The sequence below is a fragment of the Akkermansia sp. N21116 genome (assembly GCF_029854705.2).
In the GTDB taxonomy this organism is placed as follows: Bacteria; Verrucomicrobiota; Verrucomicrobiia; order Verrucomicrobiales; family Akkermansiaceae; genus Akkermansia.
This window is the reverse complement of record NZ_CP139035.1, coordinates 1,562,883-1,588,543: the sequence shown is the minus strand read 5'-3', so window position 1 is coordinate 1,588,543 and position 25,661 is coordinate 1,562,883. Positions and strand designations below refer to the sequence as shown.

20 protein-coding genes are annotated in these 25,661 nt (G+C 52.5%); 8 read left to right on the top strand and 12 right to left on the bottom strand.

Annotated elements, in window-relative coordinates:
- Window positions 1-52: 52 nt before the first annotated feature.
- The 7 genes from QET93_RS06085 to QET93_RS06055 form a co-directional block, all read right to left on the bottom strand.
- Window positions 53-1,060: an IS110 family transposase gene (locus QET93_RS06085; RefSeq protein WP_322189958.1), complete on the bottom strand. Its 1,008-nt coding sequence runs from the start codon at window positions 1,058-1,060 to the stop codon at window positions 53-55.
- Window positions 1,061-1,422: 362 nt separating this feature from the next.
- Window positions 1,423-1,872, bottom strand: coding sequence for a YhcH/YjgK/YiaL family protein (locus tag QET93_RS06080; RefSeq protein ID WP_280131486.1), 450 nt, complete (start codon window positions 1,870-1,872; stop codon window positions 1,423-1,425).
- Window positions 1,873-1,905: 33 nt separating this feature from the next.
- Entirely contained in the window at window positions 1,906-2,544 is a 639-nt protein-coding gene (locus QET93_RS06075; RefSeq protein WP_280131487.1) for an NAD(P)H-dependent oxidoreductase, read from the bottom strand.
- Between the two features lie 29 nt (window positions 2,545-2,573).
- On the bottom strand, window positions 2,574-5,021 hold the full coding sequence (locus QET93_RS06070; RefSeq protein ID WP_280131488.1) for a hypothetical protein: 2,448 nt from the start codon (window positions 5,019-5,021) through the stop codon (window positions 2,574-2,576).
- 132 nt (window positions 5,022-5,153) lie between these two features.
- Complete coding sequence (locus QET93_RS06065; protein WP_280125341.1) at window positions 5,154-7,073, bottom strand: NPCBM/NEW2 domain-containing protein; 1,920 nt, start codon at window positions 7,071-7,073, stop codon at window positions 5,154-5,156.
- 13 nt (window positions 7,074-7,086) lie between these two features.
- Window positions 7,087-9,246: an amylo-alpha-1,6-glucosidase gene (locus tag QET93_RS06060; RefSeq protein WP_280131489.1), complete on the bottom strand. Its 2,160-nt coding sequence runs from the start codon at window positions 9,244-9,246 to the stop codon at window positions 7,087-7,089.
- A gap of 174 nt (window positions 9,247-9,420) precedes the next feature.
- Complete coding sequence (locus QET93_RS06055; protein ID WP_280125339.1) at window positions 9,421-9,732, bottom strand: twin-arginine translocase TatA/TatE family subunit; 312 nt, start codon at window positions 9,730-9,732, stop codon at window positions 9,421-9,423.
- A gap of 370 nt (window positions 9,733-10,102) precedes the next feature.
- Between QET93_RS06055 and QET93_RS06050 the strand changes: the two genes are divergently transcribed.
- Window positions 10,103-12,781, top strand: coding sequence for a valine--tRNA ligase (locus tag QET93_RS06050; protein ID WP_280131490.1), 2,679 nt, complete (start codon window positions 10,103-10,105; stop codon window positions 12,779-12,781).
- 56 nt (window positions 12,782-12,837) lie between these two features.
- On the opposite strand, the gene QET93_RS06045 is transcribed toward QET93_RS06050, so the two are convergent.
- The 5 genes from QET93_RS06045 to rplS all read right to left on the bottom strand — a co-directional run bounded on the left by QET93_RS06045 (window position 12,838) and on the right by rplS (window position 18,360).
- On the bottom strand, window positions 12,838-13,956 hold the full coding sequence (locus tag QET93_RS06045) for an ABC transporter permease (RefSeq protein ID WP_280131491.1): 1,119 nt from the start codon (window positions 13,954-13,956) through the stop codon (window positions 12,838-12,840).
- On the bottom strand, window positions 13,956-15,065 hold the full coding sequence (locus QET93_RS06040; protein ID WP_280125336.1) for an ABC transporter permease: 1,110 nt from the start codon (window positions 15,063-15,065) through the stop codon (window positions 13,956-13,958). Before QET93_RS06040 ends, QET93_RS06045 begins: the two co-directional genes overlap by 1 nt.
- Window positions 15,062-16,834 (bottom strand): ATP-binding cassette domain-containing protein, encoded by a 1,773-nt coding sequence (locus QET93_RS06035; RefSeq protein ID WP_280131492.1) that lies wholly within the window; start codon window positions 16,832-16,834, stop codon window positions 15,062-15,064. The genes QET93_RS06040 and QET93_RS06035 overlap by 4 nt, the downstream gene beginning before the upstream one ends.
- Window positions 16,835-16,841: 7 nt before the next feature.
- Entirely contained in the window at window positions 16,842-17,828 is a 987-nt protein-coding gene (locus QET93_RS06030; RefSeq protein WP_280131493.1) for an HlyD family efflux transporter periplasmic adaptor subunit, read from the bottom strand.
- A 187-nt stretch (window positions 17,829-18,015) separates the two neighbouring features.
- On the bottom strand, window positions 18,016-18,360 hold the full coding sequence (gene rplS, locus QET93_RS06025; RefSeq protein ID WP_280125333.1) for a 50S ribosomal protein L19: 345 nt from the start codon (window positions 18,358-18,360) through the stop codon (window positions 18,016-18,018).
- A gap of 328 nt (window positions 18,361-18,688) precedes the next feature.
- Between rplS and mce the strand changes: the two genes are divergently transcribed.
- The 7 genes from mce (at window position 18,689) to QET93_RS05990 (ending at window position 25,537) form a co-directional block, all read left to right on the top strand.
- Entirely contained in the window at window positions 18,689-19,111 is a 423-nt protein-coding gene (mce, locus tag QET93_RS06020; RefSeq protein WP_280131494.1) for a methylmalonyl-CoA epimerase, read from the top strand.
- Window positions 19,112-19,146: 35 nt separating this feature from the next.
- Window positions 19,147-20,712: an acyl-CoA carboxylase subunit beta gene (locus tag QET93_RS06015; RefSeq protein WP_280125331.1), complete on the top strand. Its 1,566-nt coding sequence runs from the start codon at window positions 19,147-19,149 to the stop codon at window positions 20,710-20,712.
- 9 nt (window positions 20,713-20,721) lie between these two features.
- The gene (locus tag QET93_RS06010; RefSeq protein WP_280125330.1) at window positions 20,722-21,120 is read left to right on the top strand and encodes an OadG family protein; all 399 of its coding nucleotides are present in this window, start codon (window positions 20,722-20,724) and stop codon (window positions 21,118-21,120) included.
- Window positions 21,121-21,268: 148 nt separating this feature from the next.
- Window positions 21,269-21,676, top strand: a complete 408-nt coding sequence (locus QET93_RS06005) for an acetyl-CoA carboxylase biotin carboxyl carrier protein subunit (RefSeq protein ID WP_280125329.1) — start codon at window positions 21,269-21,271, stop codon at window positions 21,674-21,676.
- A gap of 88 nt (window positions 21,677-21,764) precedes the next feature.
- A complete protein-coding gene (locus QET93_RS06000; protein WP_345786074.1) occupies window positions 21,765-23,153 on the top strand; it encodes a sodium ion-translocating decarboxylase subunit beta in 1,389 nt (462 codons plus the stop codon).
- Window positions 23,154-23,194: 41 nt separating this feature from the next.
- Entirely contained in the window at window positions 23,195-23,968 is a 774-nt protein-coding gene (locus QET93_RS05995; RefSeq protein WP_280131496.1) for a biotin--[acetyl-CoA-carboxylase] ligase, read from the top strand.
- 81 nt (window positions 23,969-24,049) lie between these two features.
- Window positions 24,050-25,537, top strand: a complete 1,488-nt coding sequence (locus QET93_RS05990) for a succinate CoA transferase (protein WP_280125326.1) — start codon at window positions 24,050-24,052, stop codon at window positions 25,535-25,537.
- Window positions 25,538-25,661: the final 124 nt, after the last annotated feature.

The window sequence follows — 25,661 nt, the reverse complement described above, 5'->3', positions numbered from 1 at the left end:
CAGCCCTAAAAATCAAAGAGTCAACTATAATTCAGAAATAGACAAATGGGGGCTACTCGCCCCCAATCCCCCCGGCAGCGTGCGACGCTGCATCCGGGGGAATTATTTTTTTCGTTAAGCTATTGAGATAAATGATTAGAGAATGACAGCAGGCAATAAGTGCACACTTTCGTGTTTTTCCCACAGAGAGAAAATGTTTGTACTTCGCCTGCAAGATTTCATTGCACCTCAAGGCACTAACCGTTGCCAAATAGAGAAGATGGCGCAGTTCCTTTCTGCCCCCATGTATTTTGCGTGTTCCTTTCATCGTTCCGCTTTCCCAGGAATAAGGCACTACTCCGAGTAGGGCTGACGCCTGCTTTCTATTAATGCTTCCCAATTCGGGCATGAGGCTAATCAACGCCATGGCATTGCGTTTCCCTATTCCTTTAACATTCAAATAGGTTTCATACTTTTCTTTTAGCTCTTGATGAGTATTGATGAGTTTTTCCATTTGAACCTGCAACGCCTCTATGCGTTTTTCTTCCTGCTTCAGGGCTTGATCCAATTGCTGTTTCAGAAACGGCTGATTGGTTGCTTTTTGCTCGTTTTTCAACTGTGCCCGTCTTTTGACATAAAAAGTAAGGACACTTTCGTATTCTTTGAGCTGAAGAATTTCTCGGGTAAGTGGATAGTCTTGCTCAAGTTGTTTGTCTTTTCCCAATTGGCAGAGCACCTGAGCGTCCAAACGGTCGGTCTTGGCCTGTAGTCCTTCACTTCTGGCATAGTTTCTTACTCGTACCGGATTAAGGCATGTTTGGGAGATATTGGCGTCCATGAAAACGGGGATAAGCCGACGGCTTAAATAGCCGGTGGACTCATACACGACATGAACTGGTTGTTCCTGTTTTTCAAAAAGACGGAACATGTTCTTATGTCCTGTCTTGTTGTTGGTGAATCGGTAGGTTTTATGCTGAAGGCAGATATCCAAATAGTCTTTGGATATATCTACTCCGGCATAGTTCTTTTGAGGTATGTTTTCTCCTACTTCACGATTGATTTTTGTTTTGTTGGGCTTCATTCTGATCTCCTCCTCAAATGCGGACTCATCTCGGGGAGACGGTCCTTTCAACTATTCGAGATTTGGAATGATCGGATCCCCGGATGGGGCTTGTATCGGCACTGACTCTTTGACATTCTCCGCCCTAGGGCGGGAATCTGGCTGTCTCTCGTGCTCAATACAAGCCAGGGCTTCGTGGTTGCGATCCTCGAAGCCCTGCTCCGATTCCACGAAGCATTTTACCCTCCGTGGTAATCAAATATTAGCTCTTTTTATTATTTGAGGCTGTCTCACGAAGGATTGAAAAATACGGAAGAGACAGTCTCTTGTTTGAATTCATCAACATAGTCCCCTCCGTTTACACGGAGGAGGGGTGAAGATCCTTACTGGACCTTCACCTTGACGACAATTTTGCGGATTTCTCCGGAACCGATGCAACCGGCGTGGGCGTCATTCGGGAAGACGATCACGAATTCGCCAGGCTGGACATCGACGTAAGTCGTCGGAGCATCTTCAAAATGCTGGGCATCGTTTTCATGGTCGAAGGGTTCGGATTCCGTTTCCAGGGTACTTCTGTGCTTCCAGGCAAAGCGTTCCACGGTGGAAATGGGAACGTGGATGTCGATGAAAGCATTGTGAACTTCCATCCTGGCCTTGTCGGGGGATTTCAGCCCGGTGCTGTTGACCATAACAATGAGTTCGTCATCCACCAAAACGGTTTTCCCCAATTCTACAGTCGCGAGATCAAGAGACTTGATGTAGTCAAAAGCCTGTTTGAAAAGCGGATTAATACCTTCGTACAAGGCGGAATCATTTAAGTTATCCAGAATCATAAAAGAAATATATTGAGTGTTATAAGAAAAAGATCAAAGCGTTTCCATCACGTCATCCACATCAAAGCGCACTTTGGGAATGGATGCATAACGATCTTCGGCGCTGCGATAACCGAATGCCAAGGCGCACAAAGTCCTGTACGGGGTACTTTCAAGTCCCAGGATCGCATCGTACTGGAGGGGATCAATGCCTTCCAAGGCACAGGTGTCCACACGAAGCTGGGCAGCAACGGTCATAGCTACACCAAGAGCAATGTATACCTGGCGTTCGATCCATGCTTTGAGATCTCCAGGCGTTTTGCTGAAGATAAGACCGTTCATCATCTGCTTGTACCCTTCCAGAGATTCGAGCGTAACGCCGCGGATTTCAACGATACGGGCAAGATAGCGGTCAATATCGTTCATCGTCACTTCCCGCCGGGCACAAAAGACAATCAGGCGGGAGGCGTCCGTCACCTGGGTCTGATCCCAGGAAACGGCACGGAGTTTCCGCCTCAATTCGGGGTTGTCTACCTGGATGAACTTCCAAGGCTGCAGTCCTACCGAGGACGGACTCAGGACAATCATTTGGCGGATGGCATCCCAGTCTTCCTCACGGATTTGAAGAAGAGGATCAAATTTCTTGCACGCGTAGCGCCATTGCATATTGCCGAGGCATTCTTGAGCAGTCATGGGTATTTTCGATGGGTATGATTTAATGATTAATTGAAAGTAAATGGCATATAATTGCCAGTTTCCTTCAGCGTGAAGCTAAAGCCTATGCCCAGTTCATCCTTGCCGCCGTTGACACGCATGAACAAGCCGCACCCGAAGTACCAGGAACCCATATTTTTGTAGATATTGTATTCCTGAATTTCCAGCCTCTTATCTTTGCGCTTCATTTCCCAGCGCCAGGAACCACCCAAGGCCAGTTCTTCAGAAATACGGTAAATGACGCGCAGGTTGAGCTGATTGCTGTCTTCGAGCAGGGGATGCTTTGTCAGATAACGGTGACTGCAGAGGATTTCCGTCGAACGGAAGGGCTGAAACCAAAGAGAGTTGTTATATTCCTGGTAATTCTCTCGTTTTTCATCTCCCAATACGGGGAACTGAACAACGGATGCATAGGAAAACCAAGGCAGGGGCGACCACCTGGTCATGGAATACAAGTTCGAGAATTTTTTATCGCTGGATGCATTGTGGAGATAAGCGTCCATAAAAGCATCCCAGGAAAACCACTGCTTGGCCGAATTATCCTGTTCCGTCATTAGGAAGTTCCTGACGCCGTAACGCAAAACAGAGCATGTGGACAGAGAGTCGATTTCCGTCATCCTGCCTACACTCAGAGCCATAGGGTTGGTTGTGGAAGCACTGCCGTCAATACGGGGATAGGGAGAATCCAGCTCGTTAACCCCCATGTACATCAGGGTGGTATACGGCTGGATGATATGATTCATCGTATTGAGTCCCAGCGCATCCCACCGAACAGAATTGTATTTGCGGGAAATCTTGAAAGACGTATCAAGACCGGCATAGAAGATTCCCTGGTTGAAGGAGCCCAGATCCCCTGTCGGATCCATGTAAGCCGTGTAACCGCCTCCTAAGCGGGGGGTAATATTGAGGAATCCGGCAGTTTTGTAGGAACGCGACAATTCGTGGTAGGTATGGAAACGGAGGAAGCCGTCCGTTTGAAGCATGTGTTCCCAGAATTCACGGTTGGGATCGTTCTGCGGGAGTTGCTCCAGTCTGTCGCGTACGGTCATTCGCATCTCGGCCGGAACAACTTGGCGCATCAGGGCAAAGCTGGTTTGGCTTTCGTAGATGAAACGGCTGTTCATCAGGGAGCCGCGAATCCTGTCATAACTGATTTCCGAACGCTGATCCGTAATGTAAAAATCATTGATCGGCATACGTTGAAGCAACGTCAGCACGGATTGCTTGTCCGTCCTCTCCAGAGTCAGCGTATTGTCGGGTTCCGAATTGGCTTCGAATAAATCCTGATAGAAATCTCTGAGCATGTATTGATCGCTCAGGACATTGATATTGGCCTTGGCCCTCCAGCGGGCGCCGGGATATTCTTCCAGAGACAGTTTCCACATCTGCTGGAGGGCAATGCGCCAGCGATTGTTGTCGACTCCCTTGCGCGGTTCGTCAGTCGGGCTGATCGAAGGATCCTGGTCGTATGCATAATAAACAGACAGTCCCTTCATATTCGAGGCTTCCTGTTCCAGCTTCAAGTCAACGATATCTTCCCCGATGGCCACCCCCCTGCGCGACCTGTAATCCAAATGAGACTGGAAGAGGTAATCGGCTGTCGGCCTCCCCTTCTCCACCCGCCGGTTCCCGGACAAAATACCGTAACGGTTCAGCATAAAAGCCCCCCAATAGGAACGAGCGCCCAATGAAGGCATGTAGCCCTCTCGGGGATTCAGGGAATGGGAAAAATAAGGGAAATAGAAAAAAGGAACGTTTTTGTAATTGAATGTCAGATGAGAAAAATTCAACCGGTCCTGGGGATAAATCCGAATGCGTTTGGCCGAAATCCATGTATCGGGATCCTGATCGTCTTCGGATGAAACGGAGGCGTCGAATCCTTCCAGATAATCCTCTCCTTTGTCGTTTTTGGCGTAACTGAATGTACCGCTGCGAAGAAGCATGCCGTTACTCTTGGCTTTGATGCCATCGGTCGTCAGCTCTTTTGTTTCATAGTTATACACCGCTTTTTCCGCGCGGGTCAAACTGCCGTCACGGTAAATAGACAAATCTCCCGTGAGGGTAACAGTCTTTTCAGTCGAATTCACAACAGCCTGATGCGCGTAGATTTCAATCTTATTGTCCGACGCCATATACACTGTCGGATTACCGACGAACGTGAGGGTATTGGCATCCCTATCTACGGTCGCGGTACCGTCGCACTGGATATCAACGTTTTCTGGAATATCAGGAGACATTCCGTCTCCATCGGCAAATTGCCCCATCAGCTGTTCGGACATCCCGGACACGGGATTTTCTTCCTTGGGACGGTCAAGGGACTTGTCTCCCAACAGAAGGGACGCGGCAGCCCCGACACGGTCGGACGATCCATTCTCGACAGCCCAGGTAGCAGCGATAAACGCCGCTATGCCGGATCCCATCAATAGAACTCCGATGTTTCGTTGAATCCCTCTCATGTACGACCTCTAGAAACACTTATTCCTCACTCGTTGACAAGACAATTTAACGAATACAGACGCGGAATGAAAACAAACGCCCGGCGGAAAATACCGCCGGGCGCCGGTCACAAAAGCGCGTTATTCCAGCAACTATCGGGACAATTCAGGAGAAACGATCAATCCCCAATCGCTCCGATTGCCGTCGCCGGCATCGTTCAGTTTGATTTCGAGGACTTTCACGTCCTTGACCGAAACCTTAACCGGAACGCTTTCCCCTTCCTTAAGGGTTTTACTCGTCAACAACGGCTTGCCGTCTCCGACAATTTCAAACACGACACTGCCGTCCTTGCTGCAAGGAACGCCAACGGTAGCGGAAAATTCATCCCACTTGCCATCCAAATGATAGACTAGGTCGCCAACGGCATGATTCATGATATAGTTTTTCACCGGACCACTCGAGAAGAAGGCATCCAGGCCGGATGTGCTGGGAGCCAGACGGTTCCAGAACGGGCCATGCCATCCGGACTTCGAAGAAGACGGTTTGTAATCCAGCAGGCTTACCTTCTTTTCAGAATCCGGGACACTGGAAAGATCTCCCTTAAAGGTGGGCTGCTTATTGGTAAGAACATCTTCCCACCTGGCAACCGACTTCATGACGGAGGTATCTCCGGCATACTGGGTTTTAATTTTTTCCAAGGCTTCGCGAGCCTTGTCGTTCTGCATGCGATCCCAGTAGGAAATCACTTCATTGAAAAGGACGAAGTCACGCAGGGAATCCGTCGCCAAGCCATCCTTATTCATCGTGGAAGGTATGGCAATCTGGGAGCGAGATCCATCGGCGTACTGAATGTAAATCGTTACATCGACATACCCCGTATGTCCGGGATAGTCGATATCCAAAGAAAACGAACCGTCTTCATCAGGGACATCCGCTACGGAATACGTGTCGTAATCATTATTGCCGGGAGGATTGAGACGCACGATCACGGCATAGGGAGGATTTTTGGGGTTCTCTTTGACGACACCTGAAAGCCGCATTCCGAAAGGAATGGGAGAAGCGTCCAGTTTGATGAAATCCCCGTTGGAATACCTGCGGCTCACGCCGAGGTCTCCTCCCGCATAACGGAAGGAAAGTCCGGTCTCATAACCGCGAAACAATGGGATGGAAGCCAGCATCATGGCATCCGTCGGAGCCAGGAACGTACCATTGCCTTCCTTGCGGAGTTCGTTGCCGTACACATGGTTACCGGACCCCATCAGAGACGTACCGTTCTCCTTTTTGGGATAGGAAGAATTTTCGCGAGTATGGGGAAGTCCGAACGAATGTCCCAATTCATGAGCCGTTCCTCCAATATAGATCGTAGCATTCCGGCCATAACTGGCCTTGTACCGTCCGCCGAAGTAATCCGTCCTCTTGAAATTCTTGGTATCCAGACCATCCTGGTCGCACGTCCACCCCGTACCGGAGGCGAATGAACCGCCTCCATAATACGGCCCAACTCCATCCGGGAGCTGGCAAACGACAAGAATATGGTTCTTATCTGCATCAATACCATTTTCCGCGAGTACTTTTTTGGCAGCTTCACGGGCCAGAGGCCCAGAGGAACGAACCGTTACTTTTTCCATGGGGACATCCACATGGGCTTCATACATTTTCAGTTTGCCATGGTCATCCAGGTCAAGGGCAAAAGTCAGTCCGGGGAAACCGTTGGCACGCATCTGATCGTAATAATATGCCTGAATGTTCTTCAGAATGCGGTCATAACGATCCTTGTAATGAGCCAAGGCGGGCCTGTCTTTGAAGGTAACGTACACGGCATAGAGCTTGCGGTCCGTCTTTGCCAGTTTTTTGTTATAATCAGAGATGATCTTCCATGCCTTGCCCGCATTTTCCCGATCCTTGTCGGTCACTTTCCAGAGAACGCCGAGACGATCCACCGGTTCATTGTTGTCGGCCACCTTAGCCGCCTGGGCTTCGCCAAGAGTAGCGTACTCTTTGGCAGACACGGGGAAACAGGCAATGCCTATCCCCATGCATAGCACGAAGGGAAGAAACTTAGAATAAATCATATTGAGAATTGATTCACGGACTAATACGTGTGAAACGCATGTGTTTTATCAAACAATCATTGACATCGTGATTAATATTTTCATCTTCCTCGCCGTAAGTGAGTTCTACAGTATAGATACCCGCGGCCAGGGGGACATCCAGCCCCGGAGTATAGAAGAAGTTTCCCCAGTCACCCTGGGTGTTCATATGGGGAAATACCAGGGAGCCGACCCGTTTGCCATTCAAGACCAGGCTCCGGAGGGCACAGGTATTGCCATCCTTGTAGTCCCCCGACCCATTGGAGAAAAAGGCATCCACACGGTAAACCCCGGACTGCCCCAGAATGACATCGTAAAAGTATGCATGCCGGGAACCGTCCATGCGCGACACCCAAACATCGTCTCCACTCAAACCGCACGGGCGCGTTTCCACACGGGCATTACCGGGAATGTATTCCCGGGGCTCATTGAGAAAAGATTCGCGATCATCCTTGGACACGGCCATCACCTGGTACTGATTGACAGCCGCCATCGGGTGAGGAACAAAAACAGTCTGCTCCGTCTGGGCAATCGGTATGCCGTTCCTATACACGCGGTAGTACCATGCATCCGGCACGGGTTCCCAGCGAAGTTCATTGCCTTCGTGAATCCACTGAGGAGACGGCAGATCGTATGAAACAGGAGACCAATTGATGCCATTGACCGAAGGATCTCCAGGCAACAGTTCAATTTCCACGATAAAATGTCCTTCCGCAGATTTTTCAATGACAGGAACTCCGGTTTTACCGTTAACCATGCATTTGCCAACCTGGCTTCCATGCCCAAGGAGGATCACGTCGATCGTAGCTTTCCGGTACTTCACCCCCATGAGGACATGCCTGCCGGCCCATTCCTTGGGCACGCATGGGGACAACATGAGAGAATCGTTCTCGCACCAGATGCCGAACAGACCTTTCAGGAATACGCCAAGGGTGCCGGCTATGCTCCACAACTGACGATCCGAACTTTGAACAAGTCCTTCATCGGTACCGTGAATAAGACTGATGTTTTCCTTGTTCGTCCCATTGATCAAGGAGGAACGAACGAGGCATGCCAGAGAAGCAGACATGGCATCTTCGTTTCCCAGACTGGCTGCCGTCTGGGCATAAAATCCTTCTAGAAACGGCCACATCGTACCGTTATGGTAATCCATGGCAGTCATAGTCTTCTGCGGATGGAAGCAGGGGACGCCCATCAAACAATGAGGCAATTCATACAGGAAGGAGGCAGCCTCCTCACCATCCACAATCCCGAACAACAGGCACAATAACGAACCCAGCGTATCTATCCGTTCGGATAAAACGGGATACCCCCTGCCGTACAGAAACTGCCCGTAAGCCGGACGGTGCGGAATGCGGAACATCGTCTCAATCGCTTTCCGGACGCGTTCCGCTGCCTTTTTCCAGTATCCGGCCTTGGATTGATCGCCAAGTTCCGCGTACATTTCCCCCAGAATCGCACGGCACCTGGCATGGAGAGCCATCGTGGACAATGAGCATGATTCGCCAATGTCGGCAGGAGTCATCCAATCCGGGTAACTCTGGGATCTCCAATCCAGAAAGGAGCTCTCTCCCCTGACGAGGCCGGAAAGTTCATCCACGACCAAAATGTCATGCAAGCAGGTACGGTCCAGTACTTTCGCAGACCATTCCAACCACTCGCGATCACCAGTAATCAAGTAAAGATCCCAAGCGGCAATCCCCCATGCCACACGGTCTGTCGAGATCGGCCACGATCCGCCCGTCCCCGTATCCTGCATGACTTCTCCGTGACTCACTCGGACTTTAAGAGACGCCATGCAGATATCCGGATCCACCATTCCCAACCCCAAGGTAGTCGCAAAAGAAACATCCCGAGTCCAAACACTTTTCCCCCAGGCGGCCCCTGTCAGCAAGACACCTTCATCACCACGGCTCTCCAAAAACTCACGGACAGCCAAATCATATGCGGCATTCAGTACAGGAATAGGTCCTTCGTAGGAGGCCAACTCCTTAACACCACCGGACATTTTCCAACTAGGCCTTTCCCGGTTGCCATACGACCATACTGTCCCATCGTCGGCAACAACGGCTTCCCGCCCATTCCTCTGAACAACCCTGTTGGGAAAAACAAGGAATTCCTCACTTCTGAATATGGGAGTTTCACAACTGGACATAATGTTACCCTCTTTAGCTTATTTAGAAAATTACATGTTAACATCCCATCCGAGGGATGTCTGCACTTTTTTCATGATAGACAACAATCGAAGCTGTCGTGCAACAAAAAAACTCCGCCACTATGACAAGGGCGGAGCCAAAATTGACCACAAACGACAATGGAACAACGGAAGTTATTTCTGATCGTTCAGATAAGGAGATTTGTAGGGTTCCTCTCTTTTGGGCTCGGACGATTCGGGAACAGGGGGCGAAGCGGGTTCCGAGGCAGGAGGGACAACCGTTTTTTTGTCTTCGACAGATTTGGCGCTCTGTTCCGCATTGAACAGCTCGTCTTCAAATTCGCTCTTGGCTTTCTTGAACTCACCCAGACTCTTGCCAAGTCCGCGAGCCAGTTCCGGAAGCTTCTTGGCTCCGAATAACAGGAACACAATCACGAGAATGGCAATCAGTTCCGGTGTTCCTAATCCTCCCAGTAATGCTAACATAGTACCCATGTGTACGGATTCGATATCAGGATTCTTTCAGGAAGACAATCCTCAATTCTTCTTGTCCCCGTCATGCGATTGTTACAAAGAGTGAATCCAACTTGACTCCCTTTCCTGGCAGCCAGATAGGTAAGCAGAAAAATACACCCCTCACAATTGTGACAAAAACCAACAACGCGATAATGATTAGTAAAATACATATCATATTCTCGACATTCATGTTTTTCCCTATATTATATAAAAAACACAAAAATCACCTTAGTCAAACTCCTTCAATCCGGAGTTCTCTTAAGAAGAGTTCAGGAGCAAAACCGGATTCTCCAGGAATCGGGTATTGCAAGAAATGGGGCTTCCATGTAATCTCCCGCGCATGTCCGATCTGCCGAAAGCGTACGAACCGCAAAACGTTGAAGAAAAATGGCAATCCCGTTGGGTGTCGGAAGACTGTTTCCATGCCGACCCCTCCTCCGCCAAGCCAGCCTATTCCATCGTTATCCCTCCCCCTAACGTCACGGGAGTTCTTCACTTGGGCCACGTCCTGAACAACACGATCCAGGATATTCTCGCCCGCCGCGCACGTCAGCAAGGCAAGGAAGTCCTTTGGCTTCCCGGTACGGACCACGCCGGTATCGCCACCCAGGTGAGAGTGGAAAAGGAACTCCGCAAGACGGAGGGCAAAACCCGCCACGATCTCGGACGCAAAGCCTTTCTGGACAAAGTCTGGGAATGGAAACAAAAGCACGGAGGCATCATCATCAACCAGCTCAAGAAGCTGGGATGCTCTCTCGACTGGGAACGCGAACGCTTCACGATGGACGAAGACTATACCCGCGCCGTCGGCAAGGTATTCATTGATCTTTTCAAGGAAGGACTCATCTATCGCGGTCGCCGCATGGTCAACTGGTGCCCAGTGTCCCTGACGGCTCTTTCCGATGAAGAAGTCATCATGAAGGAGCAGAACAGCAAGCTCTACACTATTTCCTACAAACTCGAAGACGGTTCCGGAGCTCTCCAGGTTGCAACGACCCGCCCGGAAACTATCATGGCCGACGTCGCCGTGGCCGTCAATCCGAAGGACCCGCGTTTCGCCCACCTGATCGGCAAAAAGGTCATGCGACCACTCCATGCCGCCCCTATCCCGGTCATTGCCGACGAACATGTCGAAATCGACTTCGGCACCGGTGCTCTCAAGATCACTCCGGCCCACGATAAGACCGACTTCGAAGTCGGACTGCGCAACAATCTCGAAATCATCGACATCCTCACCCCCGACGGCTTCATCAACTGTCCGGAATTCCCGGAACTTCACGGAATGGAACGCTTTGCCGCCCGCGACAAGGCAGCCGAGCTTTTGAAAGAAGCCGGCCTCATGGTGAAAGAGGAAGCCTATCAGAACAAAGTAGGTTTCTCGGAACGTGCCGACGTACCAATCGAACCGCGCCTGTCGATGCAGTGGTTCCTCAAGTATCCCTGCGTGAAGGAATCTGCCGATGCCGTCGCCAACGGGGATATCACGTTCCGTCCCGCCCGCTGGGCCAAAACTTACGCCCACTGGCTGGAAAACATTCAGGACTGGTGTATTTCCCGCCAGCTCTGGTGGGGACACCGTATCCCAGTCTGGTACCGCAAGGACAAAGCGGAAGCCCTCCGCAAAGCAGCGGCACTGGACGTTTCATCCTTGGAAGACGGTAGTATTTACGTGGGTACGGAACCTCCCTCCGATCCTGAAAACTGGGTACAGGACGACGATGTCATGGATACGTGGTTCTCGTCCTGGCTATGGCCGTTTGCCACCATGGATGATGAAACCCGCACAAAATTCTATCCGACGACCGACTTGGTAACAGGGCCGGACATTATTTTCTTCTGGGTGGCCCGCATGATCATGGCCGGATTCCGTTTTCAAGGCGAAAAGCCATTCTCCAACGTGTTCTTTACGTCCATTATCCGCGATTCCCTCGGTCGCAAAATGAGCAAATCCCTCGGCAACTCGCCCGATCCACTCGATCTCATGGCCAAATATGGAGCCGACGGTCTCCGCTTCGGACTCATGCGTATTGCTCCGACCGGCACCGATGTCCGCTTTGATGAAGTTCAGATCGAAGAAGGCCGCAATTTTGCCAACAAGTTGTACAACGCCGTTCGTTTCCGCCTCATGCAAGGCGATGCAGACACAAGCATCGCTCCCAAGTTTACCCCCGTGCACATTGATATCATCGGTAAACTCCGCCAACTTCATGCCGATGTAGAAAAGGCATTGACTGACTACGAATTTAACGCTCTGACGCAGTCTCTCTACCAATTCTTCTGGAGTGAATACTGTTCCCTGTTCCTGGAAGCTGTAAAACTCGATCTCCGCGACGGAGCCGATCCTGCCCTCAAGGCTGCCACACTGGTGACAATGGATACCGTGCTGAAGCACTACCTCGCCCTCCTGCATCCGGTTATGCCGCACATCACGGAGGAACTCTGGCAGTCTCTCGGTTTTGACAAGGTTCACAACGGCATGCCCCTGATGCAGACGCCCCTGCCGGATGCCGCCAAGCTTCTTGCCGGACTCTCCGACGATGCGCGTTCCAAGGCATGTGCCACGGCAACAGCCCTTTACGAATCAGCCAATCGCGCCCGCAACCTGAAGGCGGAATACAATCTGGCTACCAACAAAAATGTCGAATTCATCCTGAAGCCGGCAGCGGAAGCCTTTTCCTGTCCCGACCTTTTGAACCGCCTGGCTTTGCTTTCCGGCAGCAAGGGAGTTTCCTCTCAGGAAAATTACCAGGCACCAAAGGGAACGCCCGTTTCCCTGACCCCGCTAGGCGAGTTGTTCCTTCCGCTGGAAGGACTGATCGATGTCGAAGCAGAACGCGACCGCCTCACCAAGGAAATCGACAAGGTTGAAAAGGAAATCGCCAAGAGCAAAGGCAAGCTTGGCAATACCGGATTCGTGGACCGGGCTCCCGCCGAAGTTGTCGAACAGGAACGCCAGAGATTAAACGACTGGACGACCAAACTCGACCAGCTCAAAGGCATGCTTTCCGCCTTGTCCTAATCCCAATTCAGTATTTTCCCGGGAGCCGGTTGCCGTGATGGCATCCGGCTCTTTCGTTATCCGACCTGTTTGCGGAAAGCGACCAGACTTGCCGCAATGGAAATGAAAGCAATCCCGAACACGACAAGGAACTGATCCCACAATTCGGCCAGCCCCGCCCCTTCTAGGAAGATACGCTGCATAATCGTCATCCCGTAGCGCATTGGGTTCAAGAGGGTCAAATCCTGGAAGAATTCCGGCATACTCTCAATGGGGGTTGCAAACCCGGAGAGCATCACCATGGGAACAACCAAAAGGAATGTGCCGACTATCGCCTGCTGGAGCGATTTGGAATAGGACGAAATGCACAGTCCTATAGCCGCCGAGGTCATGATGAAAAGGAACATGGCCAGAGCCAAAAGCCAGTAAGATCCCTGAAAGGGTATCTTGAACCAATACAGGATGATGAGCAGCACGCAGGTACTCTGCACGCAACTGATCGCCATCGTCGCCAACCCTTTACCTAGGATAATTTCAGACGGACGGTAGGGAGCCACAAGCAACTGGTCGAAGGTTCCCTCTTCTCGTTCTCGGGCAATGGAGAGCGAGGAAGAAAGAACGGTATCCAACAGAGCCAGGACGGCAAGAAGACAAGGAATCATGAAGACACGAGTAATCATGTTGGGATTAAACCAGGCACGCGATTCAATCCGTACATTGGGAACGGCATTCTCTGTTTGCGGAAGATGTCGATAATTGAAAGCGGAAGCGATTTCCCGGGCATAGCTCAAGGCAATGCCGGCCGTATTGGAATTTCTGCCGTCGGCTATCATCTGGATGCTTCCGGTACGACCCTGTTCTACTTCACGGGCAAAATTCCTGGGAATCGTTACGGCAAGCACGATTTCCTTCCGTGCCATCAGTTCATCAAGTTCCCTGTTGGATGAAACGGTAGCGACGCGGTGGAAAATCCCCGATCCATCCAAATCGGCCGCATACATGCGCGACCATTGGCTGTGGTCAAGATCCTGCAAGGCATAAGGAACGGTATTAACATCCAGCGTCGCAGCATATCCGAAGAGACAAATCTGGATCACGGGAGGCACAATGACGGCCACCCGACTCTTCCCATCCCGGAGGACGGCAAGCAGTTCCTTGACAATCAAGGCAAGCTGGCGAGTGATGAAGTCGATCATTATTCCAGAGACTTTGGAGATTTCAGACGTGCCGTCAACCAGAGGACAAGGGAAAATACGACCAAGGCAATGCAGCCGCGATACACCAGAATAGGAATATCGCCAGCCAGAAACAAACTAACCATCATGGTCATGTAATATTTCGCCGGAATCACCCACGTGATAGCCTGGACAGCAAGAGGCATGTTCAGGATGTCGTACACGAATCCGCTCAGCATCAAAGCCGGCAGGAAGGTTCCCAAGATGGCCAACTGGCAAGATAGGAACTGGTTCTTCGTCGTGGTGGAAATGACAAGCCCCAGTCCCAACGCTACCACCAGATACAAGGCGGACACCCCAATTAATACCGGAAGGGAACCCCGGATCGGGATATGGAACACGTAGGCGGCGAACAACATGGAAATGGCAAAGCTGACCATACCGAGCAGAAAATTCGTCAATCCTTTGGCAATCAGAATTTCCCAGCTATGAACAGGAGTTGAAAAGAGCCCTTCCAGAGTCCCCCTTTCATATTCGCGGGCCATAACGAGAGCCGTCAACAGGGAACCGATCATAGTCATGATAATAACAATAACGCCGGGAACGAGATAGTAGTGGCTATCCACCGCCTCGTTGTAGCGCATGCGTGGCTCAATTGCGATACTTCCGGGAGCAACGCCAAGTTCGGACACAGCCCAGGAAGAAACAACGGAACGCAGGTAGTTGTTCATCAACTTAGCCTGATTGGCATTGGACCCATTAACGATGATTTGCACCGAGGCCGTGTGGTTGTTGACCAGATCTGCCTGAGTATCGCTGCGCATAGACACGATAGCATCCACACGGTGAAGGCGGAGGGCTTCCTCGGCTTCCTGAGACGAAAAAGTCTTCGTCACATGGAAGTAAGGAGACAGGGTCATGCGAGATTCCAAAGTACGGGATAAATCCGAACTCACGGGAGCATACCACGCTACACGGATATTGTTGACGTCCATGCTCAATCCATAGCCGAACAAAATCAACAATACGGCAGGTAAGACGACAGCGATGGCAATATTACCCGGGTCACGTGCAATCTGATGGAGTTCCTTGACGACGAGCGCCACTATCCTGCGAAGGGATGCGATCATGCTTCACCTCCTTCCGGTACTGCACGAACCCTCTCCCTCGTGATGGCCAGGAAGGCATCTTCCAGAGAAGGAGTGCCTCCGTCCTCTGCCACGGGAGCATGGGAACGGATGTCTTCCGGGCTGCCCTGAGCCAGGCAAATGCCGTCCATCATGATCACCATCTTGTCACAGTATTCGGCCTCCCCCAAAAAGTGGGTCGTAATGATCACGGTAACACCCTTGTCTGCCAAAGAGTTTATACGCAACCAAAATTCCCGGCGCGCTACGGGATCAGCTCCCGAAGTGGCTTCATCCAGAAACAGTATTTCCGGTCTATGCAACAAAGCACAGGCCATGCTGAGACGCTGCTTGTATCCTCCTGGCAACAAAGAAGACGGTGTATCCAGAAAACGGGTAAGACCGAATTCATCAATCATGTCGTTTACGGCCCGTTTTTTCTCAGTACCGCGCATGCCGTACGCACCCGCGAAAAAGTTCAGGTTCTGCCGGACAGTAAGATTCCCGTATTGGGAAAATTTCTGGGCAACATAGCCGATTTTTCGACGGGCAACGGGAGCCGCCGTCCTGAGATCGACACCGGCAACATTCAACACACCGCTGCTAGCCGGCAACAAACCGCAGAGCATGCGGAACGTCGTACTTTTCCCAGCCCCGTTGGGCCCCAGCAAACCGAAAATCTCTCCTTGCGCCACGCTGAAATTCACATGATCGACAGCAACGAAACTGCCAAACCGACGGACAAGATCTTTGACGGAAATAACCGTATCTCCCGGATTACCAGAAACAACCCATCCTTCTTCCCCGGTTCCCCAGTCCATGTGCAACCCTTTTTTCCCAGATGCCAGATGGCTGAACAATAGCGTCATGAAGCCGTCGGAATAATCCGGGGAAGCCGGACGAAGGTCATAAGACTCCAAGCGGGCAAAATCCTCGGAAGAAGGATCCATCACCACACGGACACAATCACCAAGAGGAGTGGAGTTGATAACGGTAGGAATCATGGCCAGCTCACTCTGGATACGGCGCACTTTTTCTCCTTGGGGCACGGAAATAGAAAATGTTTTGCCAGCCGCCAAAGCCGTCACTTCGGATGGAGGACAATCGCAAAGCAACCGCCCCTCGTAGAGAATCATACTTCTCTTGCAGTAGGAGGCCTCGTCCATGTAGGATGTACTGACGAGCACACTAAGACCCTCGTCACGAGCAAGCTGCTTCAGAATTCCCCAGAGTTCCAGACGGGAAAGAGGATCGACACCGACGGTAGGCTCATCCAGCAGCAAAAGTTCCGGAGACGATATCAGGCAGCAACATAGTCCCAGTTTCTGCTTCATACCTCCTGACAATTTACCGGCAAGCCTCCCTGTAAAGCGTTGCAGGGAAGACATGTGGAGAAGACTCGAAAATTTTTCCTCCCGTTTCCGGGAATGAACTCCGTGCAGGCGAGCATAGAGCAACATATTCTCCATCACCGTCAAATCTTCATAGAGACCGAATTTTTGAGGCATGTAACCTATCTGTTTCTGGATCATGGAGGCCTGGGCCCCCGTATCGAACCCCAGGGTGGAAATACTCCCGGAAGAGGGTTTCATCAAGCCTGTCGCCAGACGAATCAACGTCGTCTTCCCGGCTCCGTCGGGGCCAAGCAATCCAATGATCTCCCCCTTTCCAACACGAAAGGAAACATCCTTAAGGGCATCGAAGTCCCTGCCGGCTGAATCCTTGAAGATTTTGCCGACCTGTCGACAGTCGATGCACCATTCTCCTATCATGTCCGTATCACGACACGCGGATGACAACCGTAGCCGGAGCCCCCAGACGGAAGCAATTATCCGGATCTTGTACGATAATACGTACTTCGTACACCAAAGCCGTCCTCAATTCCGGAGTTTCCACATTTTTCGGGGTAAACTCGGCTACGGAAGAAATAAAACCGATCGTCCCTTTGAATTCGCGTCCGGGGAAACTATCATTCGTCACCACGGCATTCATTCCCGGGCGGACTTGACCGAGTTGCTCTTCGGTCAGGTAAGCGCGGATCCATTTGACATCCATAATGGACAGATTAAAGACAGGCTTCTGGGGAGAGACCATATCACCGGGTTCCAGGATTCTGTTCCGTACGACGGCATCGCATGGTGCGTACAGCACGGCATCATCCAGCCGCTGCTGTCGGATAGCGCATTCGGCATCTGCCCGTTTCCATTCCGCTTCGGCCTGGAGGATGTCTTCTTCGCGGGAGCCGGCCAGGAGAAGATCCAGTTCCTTCTGCTTCACCTCTACATAGGCAGCGGATACAGACTCCATGGCAATCGCATCGTCAGCCTGCTGGACAGAGACCGATTGCTTCTTCGACAAAGGGATCATGCGGTCACGACGGATTCGGGCATTCTCCCAGGCAGCTTTGGCAGCCTCCACGGCAGCACGAGCACGGGCGACGTCCTCCTTGCGGGGGCCGTTTTTCACCTTTTGGTAATTTTGCCAGGCAGCAGCGGCAGCAAGGCGAGCAACATCCAGATCCTGCTTGAGACGGACCGTTTCCAACTCCGCCAATTTCCGGCCTTTTTCTACAATTTGCCCCTCATCGACATAAACAGCCGCCAAGCGTTCCGAAACCAGGAATGCGGAAGCCACCTGCCTCAAATCTACATTACCGTACAAGGTAACATCTTGCGAAGGAGGTTCCCTGCGATCTTTCCAAAAAACATACCCGCCTGCGACAAGCACGATAAGCAGGAACAAGGCAACAATCAGTTTTTTTAACATATTTCAATCAAAAAAGGCTATAGGTAAAGACAGTGCTGCCTGGAGATCGTTCAGGATGGGAAGCATTTCCAAGCATTTCCTTACACATACTCTTTTTATGATTGCGGGGAAATAGAAAAAGCCGTTTCGCGCAATTTGCGAAACGGCTCCGATAAACCGAGTAATCGGGAAACCCCGACAGACCCCATCAGTTGGCGGACTTAACCTGAACGGCGTCCTTACCGATGCGGCTGCGAAGATAGTTCAACTTGGCACGGCGTACCTTGCCACGGTTGACGACTTCGATCTTGGCGACCTTGGGGGTATGAAGAGGGAACACGCGTTCCACACCTTCTCCGTAGGAAATCTTGCGAACGGTATAGGCAGCGTTGATACCGGCTCCGTGCCGGGAAATCACGATACCCTGGAAAATCTGGATACGTTCCTTGCCGCCTTCGATCACGCGAGTGTGAACCTTAACGGTGTCGCCCACGTTAAACTGTGCCACGTCGGACTTGATTTGCTCTTGTTCGATCTTGTTGATAATGTTCATCTTGCGTTCTCCAAAGTTTGAGTTGATCCAATAGGAAATCTGTCGGGACGCAGAATATGCATCAACCATTCCGGAATTGCAACCCAAATTCGGCGAGCAGATCATTTTTTTCGTCATCAAGGTTCCAAGTACCACATAATAATCGATTTACCGGAAACATTCGCCAGATTTACAGGAAAATACCGAATGCCTATTCGCTCTTGAGCGAAAGCTCGTACACAATTTTTTTCTTTCCTGCTTCCCTTTTAGTGAAAAAACGTATTTACTTGCTTCGTACCAGAGGCGCATGCCCGCTGGGCTGGAGCCTTATAACCAAATATTCACCGATATGATTCAGCAAATCGACCACATCGGCATCGCAGTTAAGAGCCTTGATGCCACCATTCCGTACTATCGTGATGCCCTCGGCCTGGGAGAACCCCACATTGAAGAAGTCACAACCCAGAAAGTCCGCGTTGCCATGTTTGACGTAGCGGGCGTTCACATCGAACTGCTGGAACCCACCTCCCCCGAAAGCGCTATCGCCAAGGCCATTGAAAAGAAGGGTGAAGGTCTCCATCACATTGCATTCAAGACAAACGACGTCACCACCGACCTGCAAAAGGCGGCTGATGCCAGTATCCAACTCATCAATGCAACCCCCGTTCCCGGTGCACATAATACGCAGGTGGCTTTCCTGCATCCCAAGTCAACCTTCAGCGTGCTGACCGAACTCTGCCAGCACCCCGGCAACTGCTGCTGCGGAGAATAATCCGCCTCACAACCCCCAACTAGTAAAATCAACCAATGGCTATTGATCCCAAACTCCTTGCCGATCTGCAAGCCCGCCGCGAAAAAATCATTCTCAGCGGCGGCCAGGACAAGATCGACAAGAGACATGCTAATGGCGAAATGACGGCCCGCGACCGCATGGGCTACCTTTTTGAAGAAGGCACCTTTACGGAAATCGGCATGCATGCCCGCCACAACTGCCACAACTTCGGCATGGGCAAAAAGGAAATCCCCGGTGACGGCGTTGTTTCCGGTTTCGGCCTCGTCAACGGCCGTCCGGTGGCCTGCTCTGCCTCCGACTTCCTGGCTCAGGGCGGTTCCCTCGGGTACATGCACGCGATGAAGATTGTGGACGCGCAAAAGTATGCCCTCAAAGCCGGCATCCCGATGGTGACGGTCAATGACTCCGGAGGCGCCCGTCTTCAGGAAGGAGTTGCAGCCCTTTCCGGGTATGCCAACGTTTTCTACAACAACGTTCTTGCTTCCGGCGTCGTTCCCCAGGTTTCTCTGATCCTCGGACCATGCGCCGGCGGTGCGGCTTATTCCCCTGCTCTGACGGACTTCGTCATCATGCGCAATTCCGGAAATGCCGGTATGTACATCACCGGCCCCAAGGTCATTGAACAGGTCACGTATGAAAAATGCACGATGGACGATATCGGCTCCGCAGCCATCCACGCCTCCGTCTCCGGCAATGCCCACTTTGTCGCGGACAGCGATGCCCATGCCATCGACATCCTGAAGAGACTGCTCTCCTACCTGCCCTCCAACAATACGGAAGAACCGCCGCACAAGCTGGACACACCGCTCAACATGGCGGCTGATCCCGGCATGAACGAACTGATCCCCGAGGACAACAAGATTCCACTGGATGTGCTGCCTATCATTTCCCGTCTCGTTGACGACGGAGATTTCCTTGAAGTTCACAAGGATTTCGCCAAAAACGTCGTCGTGGGATTCGGCCGCATCTGTGGCGTCGTGGTCGGCATCATTGCCAACCAGCCCAACGTGAAAGCCGGATGCCTGGACATCGATTCGTCCGACAAGGCCGCCCGTTTCATCCGCTTCTGCAATGCTTTCAATACGCCGTTGGTCAACCTGGTGGACGTCCCCGGCTTCCTGCCCGGCAAGAATCAGGAACGCGGCGGCATCATCCGCCACGGAGCCAAAATGATCTTCGCCTACTCGCAGTCCACTGTGCCGAAGGTGACCCTCATCATGCGCAAGGCATACGGCGGCGCTTATATCGCCATGTGCTGCAAGGACCTCGGCGCTGACGTCGTCTTCGCCTGGCCGTCCGCTGAAATTGCTGTCATGGGAGCTGAAGGCGCCGTTCCCGTCCTGTACGGGCGCGAGCTCAAAGGCATTGAAGACCCTGCTGAAAAGGCCAAGCGTCAGGGAGAATTGCTCAACGAATACCGCGAAGCATTCTACAATCCCTATGCCGCTGCCGCCTTGGATCAAATCACGGAAGTCATCAATCCGGAAGAAACCCGTGCCAAAATCGCCTTTGCCCTGCGCACACTTCTCAACAAGAAAGAAGTGCGCCCGGCCAAGAAACACGGCAATATCCCCCTCTAATTCGCTGTCATGTTAAACGCCAATATCTTTCTTGCCTTGGTCCAGCGCCTTCAAATGGCTCTGGCAGAGCTGGAATATCAGATAGTGGGCATTATCGTCGTCATGTCCTGCCTGGGCTTCCTGGCTCTCGTTTTGGCTATTGTCTCCAAAGTGAACTCCAGTCAAAAGCCCCAGGAACAACCGGCACCGGCCGCAAGCGCCAAAACCGCCCCCGTTGCGGTTCAGCCTGCGGCACCTGCCGGAGACAGTCTGACGCCGGAAATGGTAGCGGTTATTTCCGCTGCGGTTGCAACTGCCCTTCAAGGCATGAGCCACCGTATCGTAGATATCAAGCAAACTTCCAATACTTATTCCCATACGGGACGTAACGAAATCTTTGCTTCACACCGCATTCGCCCCACCCGATAAACCAACCGTTTCTTCCCGTCCGGAAAGGCATCCCGCCAACCGGACGGGGAAAATACTCTAATTTTAATTACCAACCATTGCCGCGGCGCAAACCCAACCTCACCAACAATTATACGTGCCGCATCAACATCAACCTCACTCCAACACAATGAAAAAACTCCGTATTACCGTAGATGGTAAAGCATTTGACGTCAGCGTTGAAATTCTTGACGGCTCCTCCTGCTGCACCGCTCCTGTCTCCGCCCTCTCCTCTGCCGCTCCTGCCAAGGTTGCCGCTCCTGTTTCGGCCCCCGTTGCCGCTCCGGCACCTACTCCCGCCCCTGCAGCTGCTCCCGCCGCCGGAGCCGGCACCATCCCGAGTCCTCTGGCCGGACGTGTCGTCTCCCTCGACGTTGCCGTTGGAACAGCCGTCAAGGAAGGTGATCAGATCCTGACGCTGGAAGCTATGAAGATGAACACCAACATCTACGCCCCCTGCTCCGGAACACTGACTTCGTTCCAAGTCAGCGCCGGAGACACTGTTCAGGAAGGCCAGGCCCTTGCTATCATCGGCTAAGGACAACTGTTGTAACAACTGGCACGCGTAAAAAACGCTCGGAAAACCGGGGGCCAGTTCATCAAGTTATTCGACTTCACCTGTCATGATAGAATCAATCAACACTTTCCTCGAGGGGATGGGGATTTTCTCCCTGACCCTCCAGATGGTGGGCATGTGGGTCATCGCGGTAATCCTCCTCTATTTGGGGGTCGCAAAGCAGTACGAACCGTTATTGATGGTTCCAATCGCTTTCGGCGCGCTGATCGCCAACATTCCCGACAACGGGATGCTCATCACCAAGGTTAACAAGGAAATCGTGTCCGTCGAAGACGGCAAGATGACCCAGACAACCTACACCGATGTAGGCTTCCTCAGGCTTAATCTGGCTCCGTTGGATCAGCCTGTTTCCGAAAACAAACAAATCAGTTCTCAGGAAGAGGCAGCCAAGTACAAAGAAGCTATGACCACCCCCATGGTCGCCGCTCCCGTAGTCAAGGACGGACGGGAAGTTCCCGGTCAATACACCCTGACCGGTCAAAAAGGTCAGAACTACCTCGTTGCTTCCATCAGCGGCGGATTGTATGACTGGCTCGGCTTGGGGGTCAAAGCGGAAATCTTCCCGCCCATCATCTTCCTGGGCGTCGGAGCATTGACAGACTTCGGTCCCCTGCTGGCAGCGCCAAGAACACTCTTGCTCGGCGCCGCTGCCCAGGTAGGCGTGGCAGCCACCTTCTTTATGGCCTTGTTCATGGGCTTTTCCAAGCAGGAAGCGGCATCTATCGGCATCATCGGAGGAGCCGACGGTCCGACGTCCATCTTCCTGACCATGAAGCTTGCTCCGCACATCCTCGGTGCCGTGGCCGTGGCCGCCTATACATACATGTCCCTGGTGCCGCTGATCCAGCCACCGGTCATGAAGGCGCTCACTACAAAGGCCCAGCGCAAGATTCGCATGAAAAAGCTTCGAAACGTCAGCAAGTCGGAGAAGCTCTTCTTCGCCGTCATGGTGACCATTGTCACGATCCTGCTGATTCCGGACGCATCCCCGCTGATCGGCATGCTCATGCTCGGCAACTTTATGCGTGAATGCGGAGTGACGGAACGCCTGGTCAAGGCATCCCAGAATGAAATCATCAACATCATGACGATCTTCCTGGGCACCTCCGTCGGTCTGACCATGCAAGGAGAACGGTTCCTGCAGACGGAAACCATGCTCATCATCTGCCTCGGCATCGTCGCCTTCGTGGTTGCTACGGCCGGTGGCGTAATCGCCGCCCACATCATGAACCTGATCTGGCGCAAGAATCCGGTCAACCCTCTCATCGGCTCCGCCGGCGTTTCCGCCGTGCCGATGGCTGCCCGTGTCTCCCATAACGTCGGCCAGCAGGCGGATCCCTCCAATTACCTGCTGATGCACGCCATGGGCCCCAATGTCGCAGGCGTAATCGGAACCGCCGTCATCGCCGGTTACTACATCTCTACTCTCACCCGTTAACCTATTCCAGGTATCGGTGCTTTCTCAGCCTCGGCCCTGCCATGACCAACCCGTCCAACCGAACCGAACCAGCCCGTTCGACGCGCCGTTTCGGAATCTGGACAGTGCATGACTGGGCCGAGGCTTCTTCTACCAACGATTTGGCTCGCCACCTTCCACCGTGGCATATCGCCCGCTGCGAGTTCCAGCGTAACGGACGAGGACGTTTCAACCGGACTTGGTTCGGGTCTCCCGGCGGCCTGTGGGCCTCATTCAATCTTCCTTTGGAGCCCCAAGGCAGTATCCCTGTCCAATGGGGGCATCTTCCTCTTGTCGCCGGACTCGCCCTCTTGGATATTTTAGCCGGATACTCCATTCACGGAGCACGATTGCGCTGGCCCAACGACCTCCTGGTCGGTAAATCCAAATTAGCGGGTATCCTCGTCGAGAGGCCGGCTTCCGACATGGCTGTCGTCGGCATCGGCATCAACATATTCAATGATATCGCCGTGCTTAAGGGCAAAGTTCAGGATCCTCCCGCACGCCTTGCCGACCTCCTGGTCCCCTGCCCCGGCATCGACGACATCATGGAGTGCCTTGCCCATGCTCTCAAGGACGAATGGAACGTTTTTTCCACCACCGGACTATCAGGCCTGCTGCCCCGCCTCAATAAGGCATGGGGAGGCCGGACAGCCGTATCCGTCCTGACGGACGACGCCACGATCGAGGGTATTTTTGAAGGTATCACCGATGACGGATCCCCCGTTCTATTTCTTTCCGACGGCTCCCGAAAAACAATTCCGGCCATTTCCATTACACGCCTGACCGAAGTCTGAAAGACGCTAAAATCGTTTTTCTTTTTTTTTCGCTGGAACCCCACGTCTTTTATACTACAACCATTTTCACACACCAACATCATGACCTACAAAAAATTAACTCCTGAAGAAGCTGCTGCACTCATTGAACACGACGAAAACATCGGTTTGAGCGGATTTACCGCAGCCGGCGTTCCCAAGGCCACTACACGCGCCATCGCCGCCAAGGCAGAAGCTCTTCATGCCGAAGGGAAACCGTTCAAAGTAAACATCTTTTCCGGAGCTTCCACCAGCGGTTCCACCGACGGAGCCCTGGCCCGGGCCAATGCAATCGGACATAGAACACCCTACCAGTCCAGCCCCGACCTCCGCAAGCGTATCAACTCGGAAGACGTGCAGTACAACGACATGCATCTCTCCCACACCGCCATGTACATGCGTTACGGACACATCCCCGCCGTCAAAACCGCGATCATCGAAGTTGCAGACATCACGGAAGACGGTGAAGTCACCCTGACCACCGGCGTCGGCAACACGCCAACCTACTGCCTCCTGGCCGAGCGCATCATTGTGGAACGCAACGCCTACATGCCCAAGGAAATGATCGGCATGCACGACATCTACATGCCCGAAGAGCTGCCCAACCGCAAACCCATCCCCCTCACCAGTCCTTCCCATCGCATCGGTACAACCACTCTCAAGATTGATCCGGCCAAAGTCGTCGGTATCGTAGAAACGAATGAACCCAACGGTATCGCCCCCTTCAAACCCGGCGATCCCATCACCGATAAAATCGGAGAAAATGTTGCCGAATTCCTTTCCGCCGAATTCAAGGCTGGCCGCATTCCCTCCGGTTTCCTGCCCATTCAGTCCGGCGTCGGCAACATCGCCAATGCCGTCCTCGGCGCACTGGGACGCGATGAAAGCATCCCTCCTTTCCAGATGTATACGGAAGTCATTCAGGACTCCGTCATCAAGCTCATGGACGAAGGCCGCTGTTCTCTGGCAGCCGGTTGTTCCCTGACAGTCTCCGACGACCAGCTTGACCACATGCTCAAGAACCTCGACTTCTATAAGCAGCACGTCATCCTTCGCCCGCAGGAAATCTCCAACAATCCCGAAATTGTCCGCCGTCTCGGCCTGATCTGCATCAATACCGCCATCGAAGTCGACATTTTCGGCAACGTCAATTCCACCCACTTCTACGGCCGCCAGATGATGAATGGCATCGGAGGATCCGGAGATTTCGCCCGCAACGGATTCCTGACAATCTTCACCTGCCCGTCCGTCGCCAAAGGGGGAGCCATCTCCTCCATTGTCCCGATGGTCTCCCACCACGACCATACCGAACATGATGTCGACATCATCGTGACGGAACTCGGCGTAGCCGACCTCCGTGGCAAATGCCCCCGCGAACGTGCGGAAGAAATCATCGAAAAATGCGTCCATCCGGATTACAAGCAACTCCTGCGCGATTACATCGCCCTCACGCCCGGGTTCCACACTCCCTGTAACGTTGCCAAGGCTCTGGAAATGCACAGCAAGTTCCTCGAAACAGGTGACATGCGCAACGCCAGCTTCAAGGACTAATCCCGTACGGTAAAAACCGTCCCTCCGGAAGCCGTTTTCCTATCACAAGGAAGACGGCTTCCGCTTTTTTACCGCCCGAACGGTTCGGACAGCCGGCATGCATCTGTGGAACGCCAGTTATCCT

Excerpts from the sequence above, each read along its gene's own strand:
- QET93_RS06030 (WP_280131493.1), bottom strand. The coding sequence starts at position 17,828 with ATGTTAAAAAAACTGATTGTTGCCTTGTTCCTGCTTATCGTGCTTGTC.
- QET93_RS06070 (WP_280131488.1), bottom strand. The coding sequence starts at position 5,021 with ATGAGAGGGATTCAACGAAACATCGGAGTTCTATTGATGGGATCCGGC.
- QET93_RS06010 (WP_280125330.1), top strand. The coding sequence starts at position 20,722 with ATGTTAAACGCCAATATCTTTCTTGCCTTGGTCCAGCGCCTTCAAATG.
- QET93_RS06035 (WP_280131492.1), bottom strand. The coding sequence starts at position 16,834 with ATGATAGGAGAATGGTGCATCGACTGTCGACAGGTCGGCAAAATCTTC.
- mce (WP_280131494.1), top strand. The coding sequence starts at position 18,689 with ATGATTCAGCAAATCGACCACATCGGCATCGCAGTTAAGAGCCTTGAT.
- QET93_RS06080 (WP_280131486.1), bottom strand. The coding sequence starts at position 1,872 with ATGATTCTGGATAACTTAAATGATTCCGCCTTGTACGAAGGTATTAAT.
- QET93_RS06045 (WP_280131491.1), bottom strand. The coding sequence starts at position 13,956 with ATGATCGACTTCATCACTCGCCAGCTTGCCTTGATTGTCAAGGAACTG.
- QET93_RS06075 (WP_280131487.1), bottom strand. The coding sequence starts at position 2,544 with ATGACTGCTCAAGAATGCCTCGGCAATATGCAATGGCGCTACGCGTGC.
- QET93_RS06065 (WP_280125341.1), bottom strand. The coding sequence starts at position 7,073 with ATGATTTATTCTAAGTTTCTTCCCTTCGTGCTATGCATGGGGATAGGC.
- QET93_RS05990 (WP_280125326.1), top strand. The coding sequence starts at position 24,050 with ATGACCTACAAAAAATTAACTCCTGAAGAAGCTGCTGCACTCATTGAA.
- rplS (WP_280125333.1), bottom strand. The coding sequence starts at position 18,360 with ATGAACATTATCAACAAGATCGAACAAGAGCAAATCAAGTCCGACGTG.
- QET93_RS06005 (WP_280125329.1), top strand. The coding sequence starts at position 21,269 with ATGAAAAAACTCCGTATTACCGTAGATGGTAAAGCATTTGACGTCAGC.
- QET93_RS06050 (WP_280131490.1), top strand. The coding sequence starts at position 10,103 with ATGTCCGATCTGCCGAAAGCGTACGAACCGCAAAACGTTGAAGAAAAA.
- QET93_RS06055 (WP_280125339.1), bottom strand. The coding sequence starts at position 9,732 with ATGTTAGCATTACTGGGAGGATTAGGAACACCGGAACTGATTGCCATT.
- QET93_RS06040 (WP_280125336.1), bottom strand. The coding sequence starts at position 15,065 with ATGATCGCATCCCTTCGCAGGATAGTGGCGCTCGTCGTCAAGGAACTC.
- QET93_RS06085 (WP_322189958.1), bottom strand. The coding sequence starts at position 1,060 with ATGAAGCCCAACAAAACAAAAATCAATCGTGAAGTAGGAGAAAACATA.
- QET93_RS06015 (WP_280125331.1), top strand. The coding sequence starts at position 19,147 with ATGGCTATTGATCCCAAACTCCTTGCCGATCTGCAAGCCCGCCGCGAA.
- QET93_RS06060 (WP_280131489.1), bottom strand. The coding sequence starts at position 9,246 with ATGTCCAGTTGTGAAACTCCCATATTCAGAAGTGAGGAATTCCTTGTT.
- QET93_RS05995 (WP_280131496.1), top strand. The coding sequence starts at position 23,195 with ATGACCAACCCGTCCAACCGAACCGAACCAGCCCGTTCGACGCGCCGT.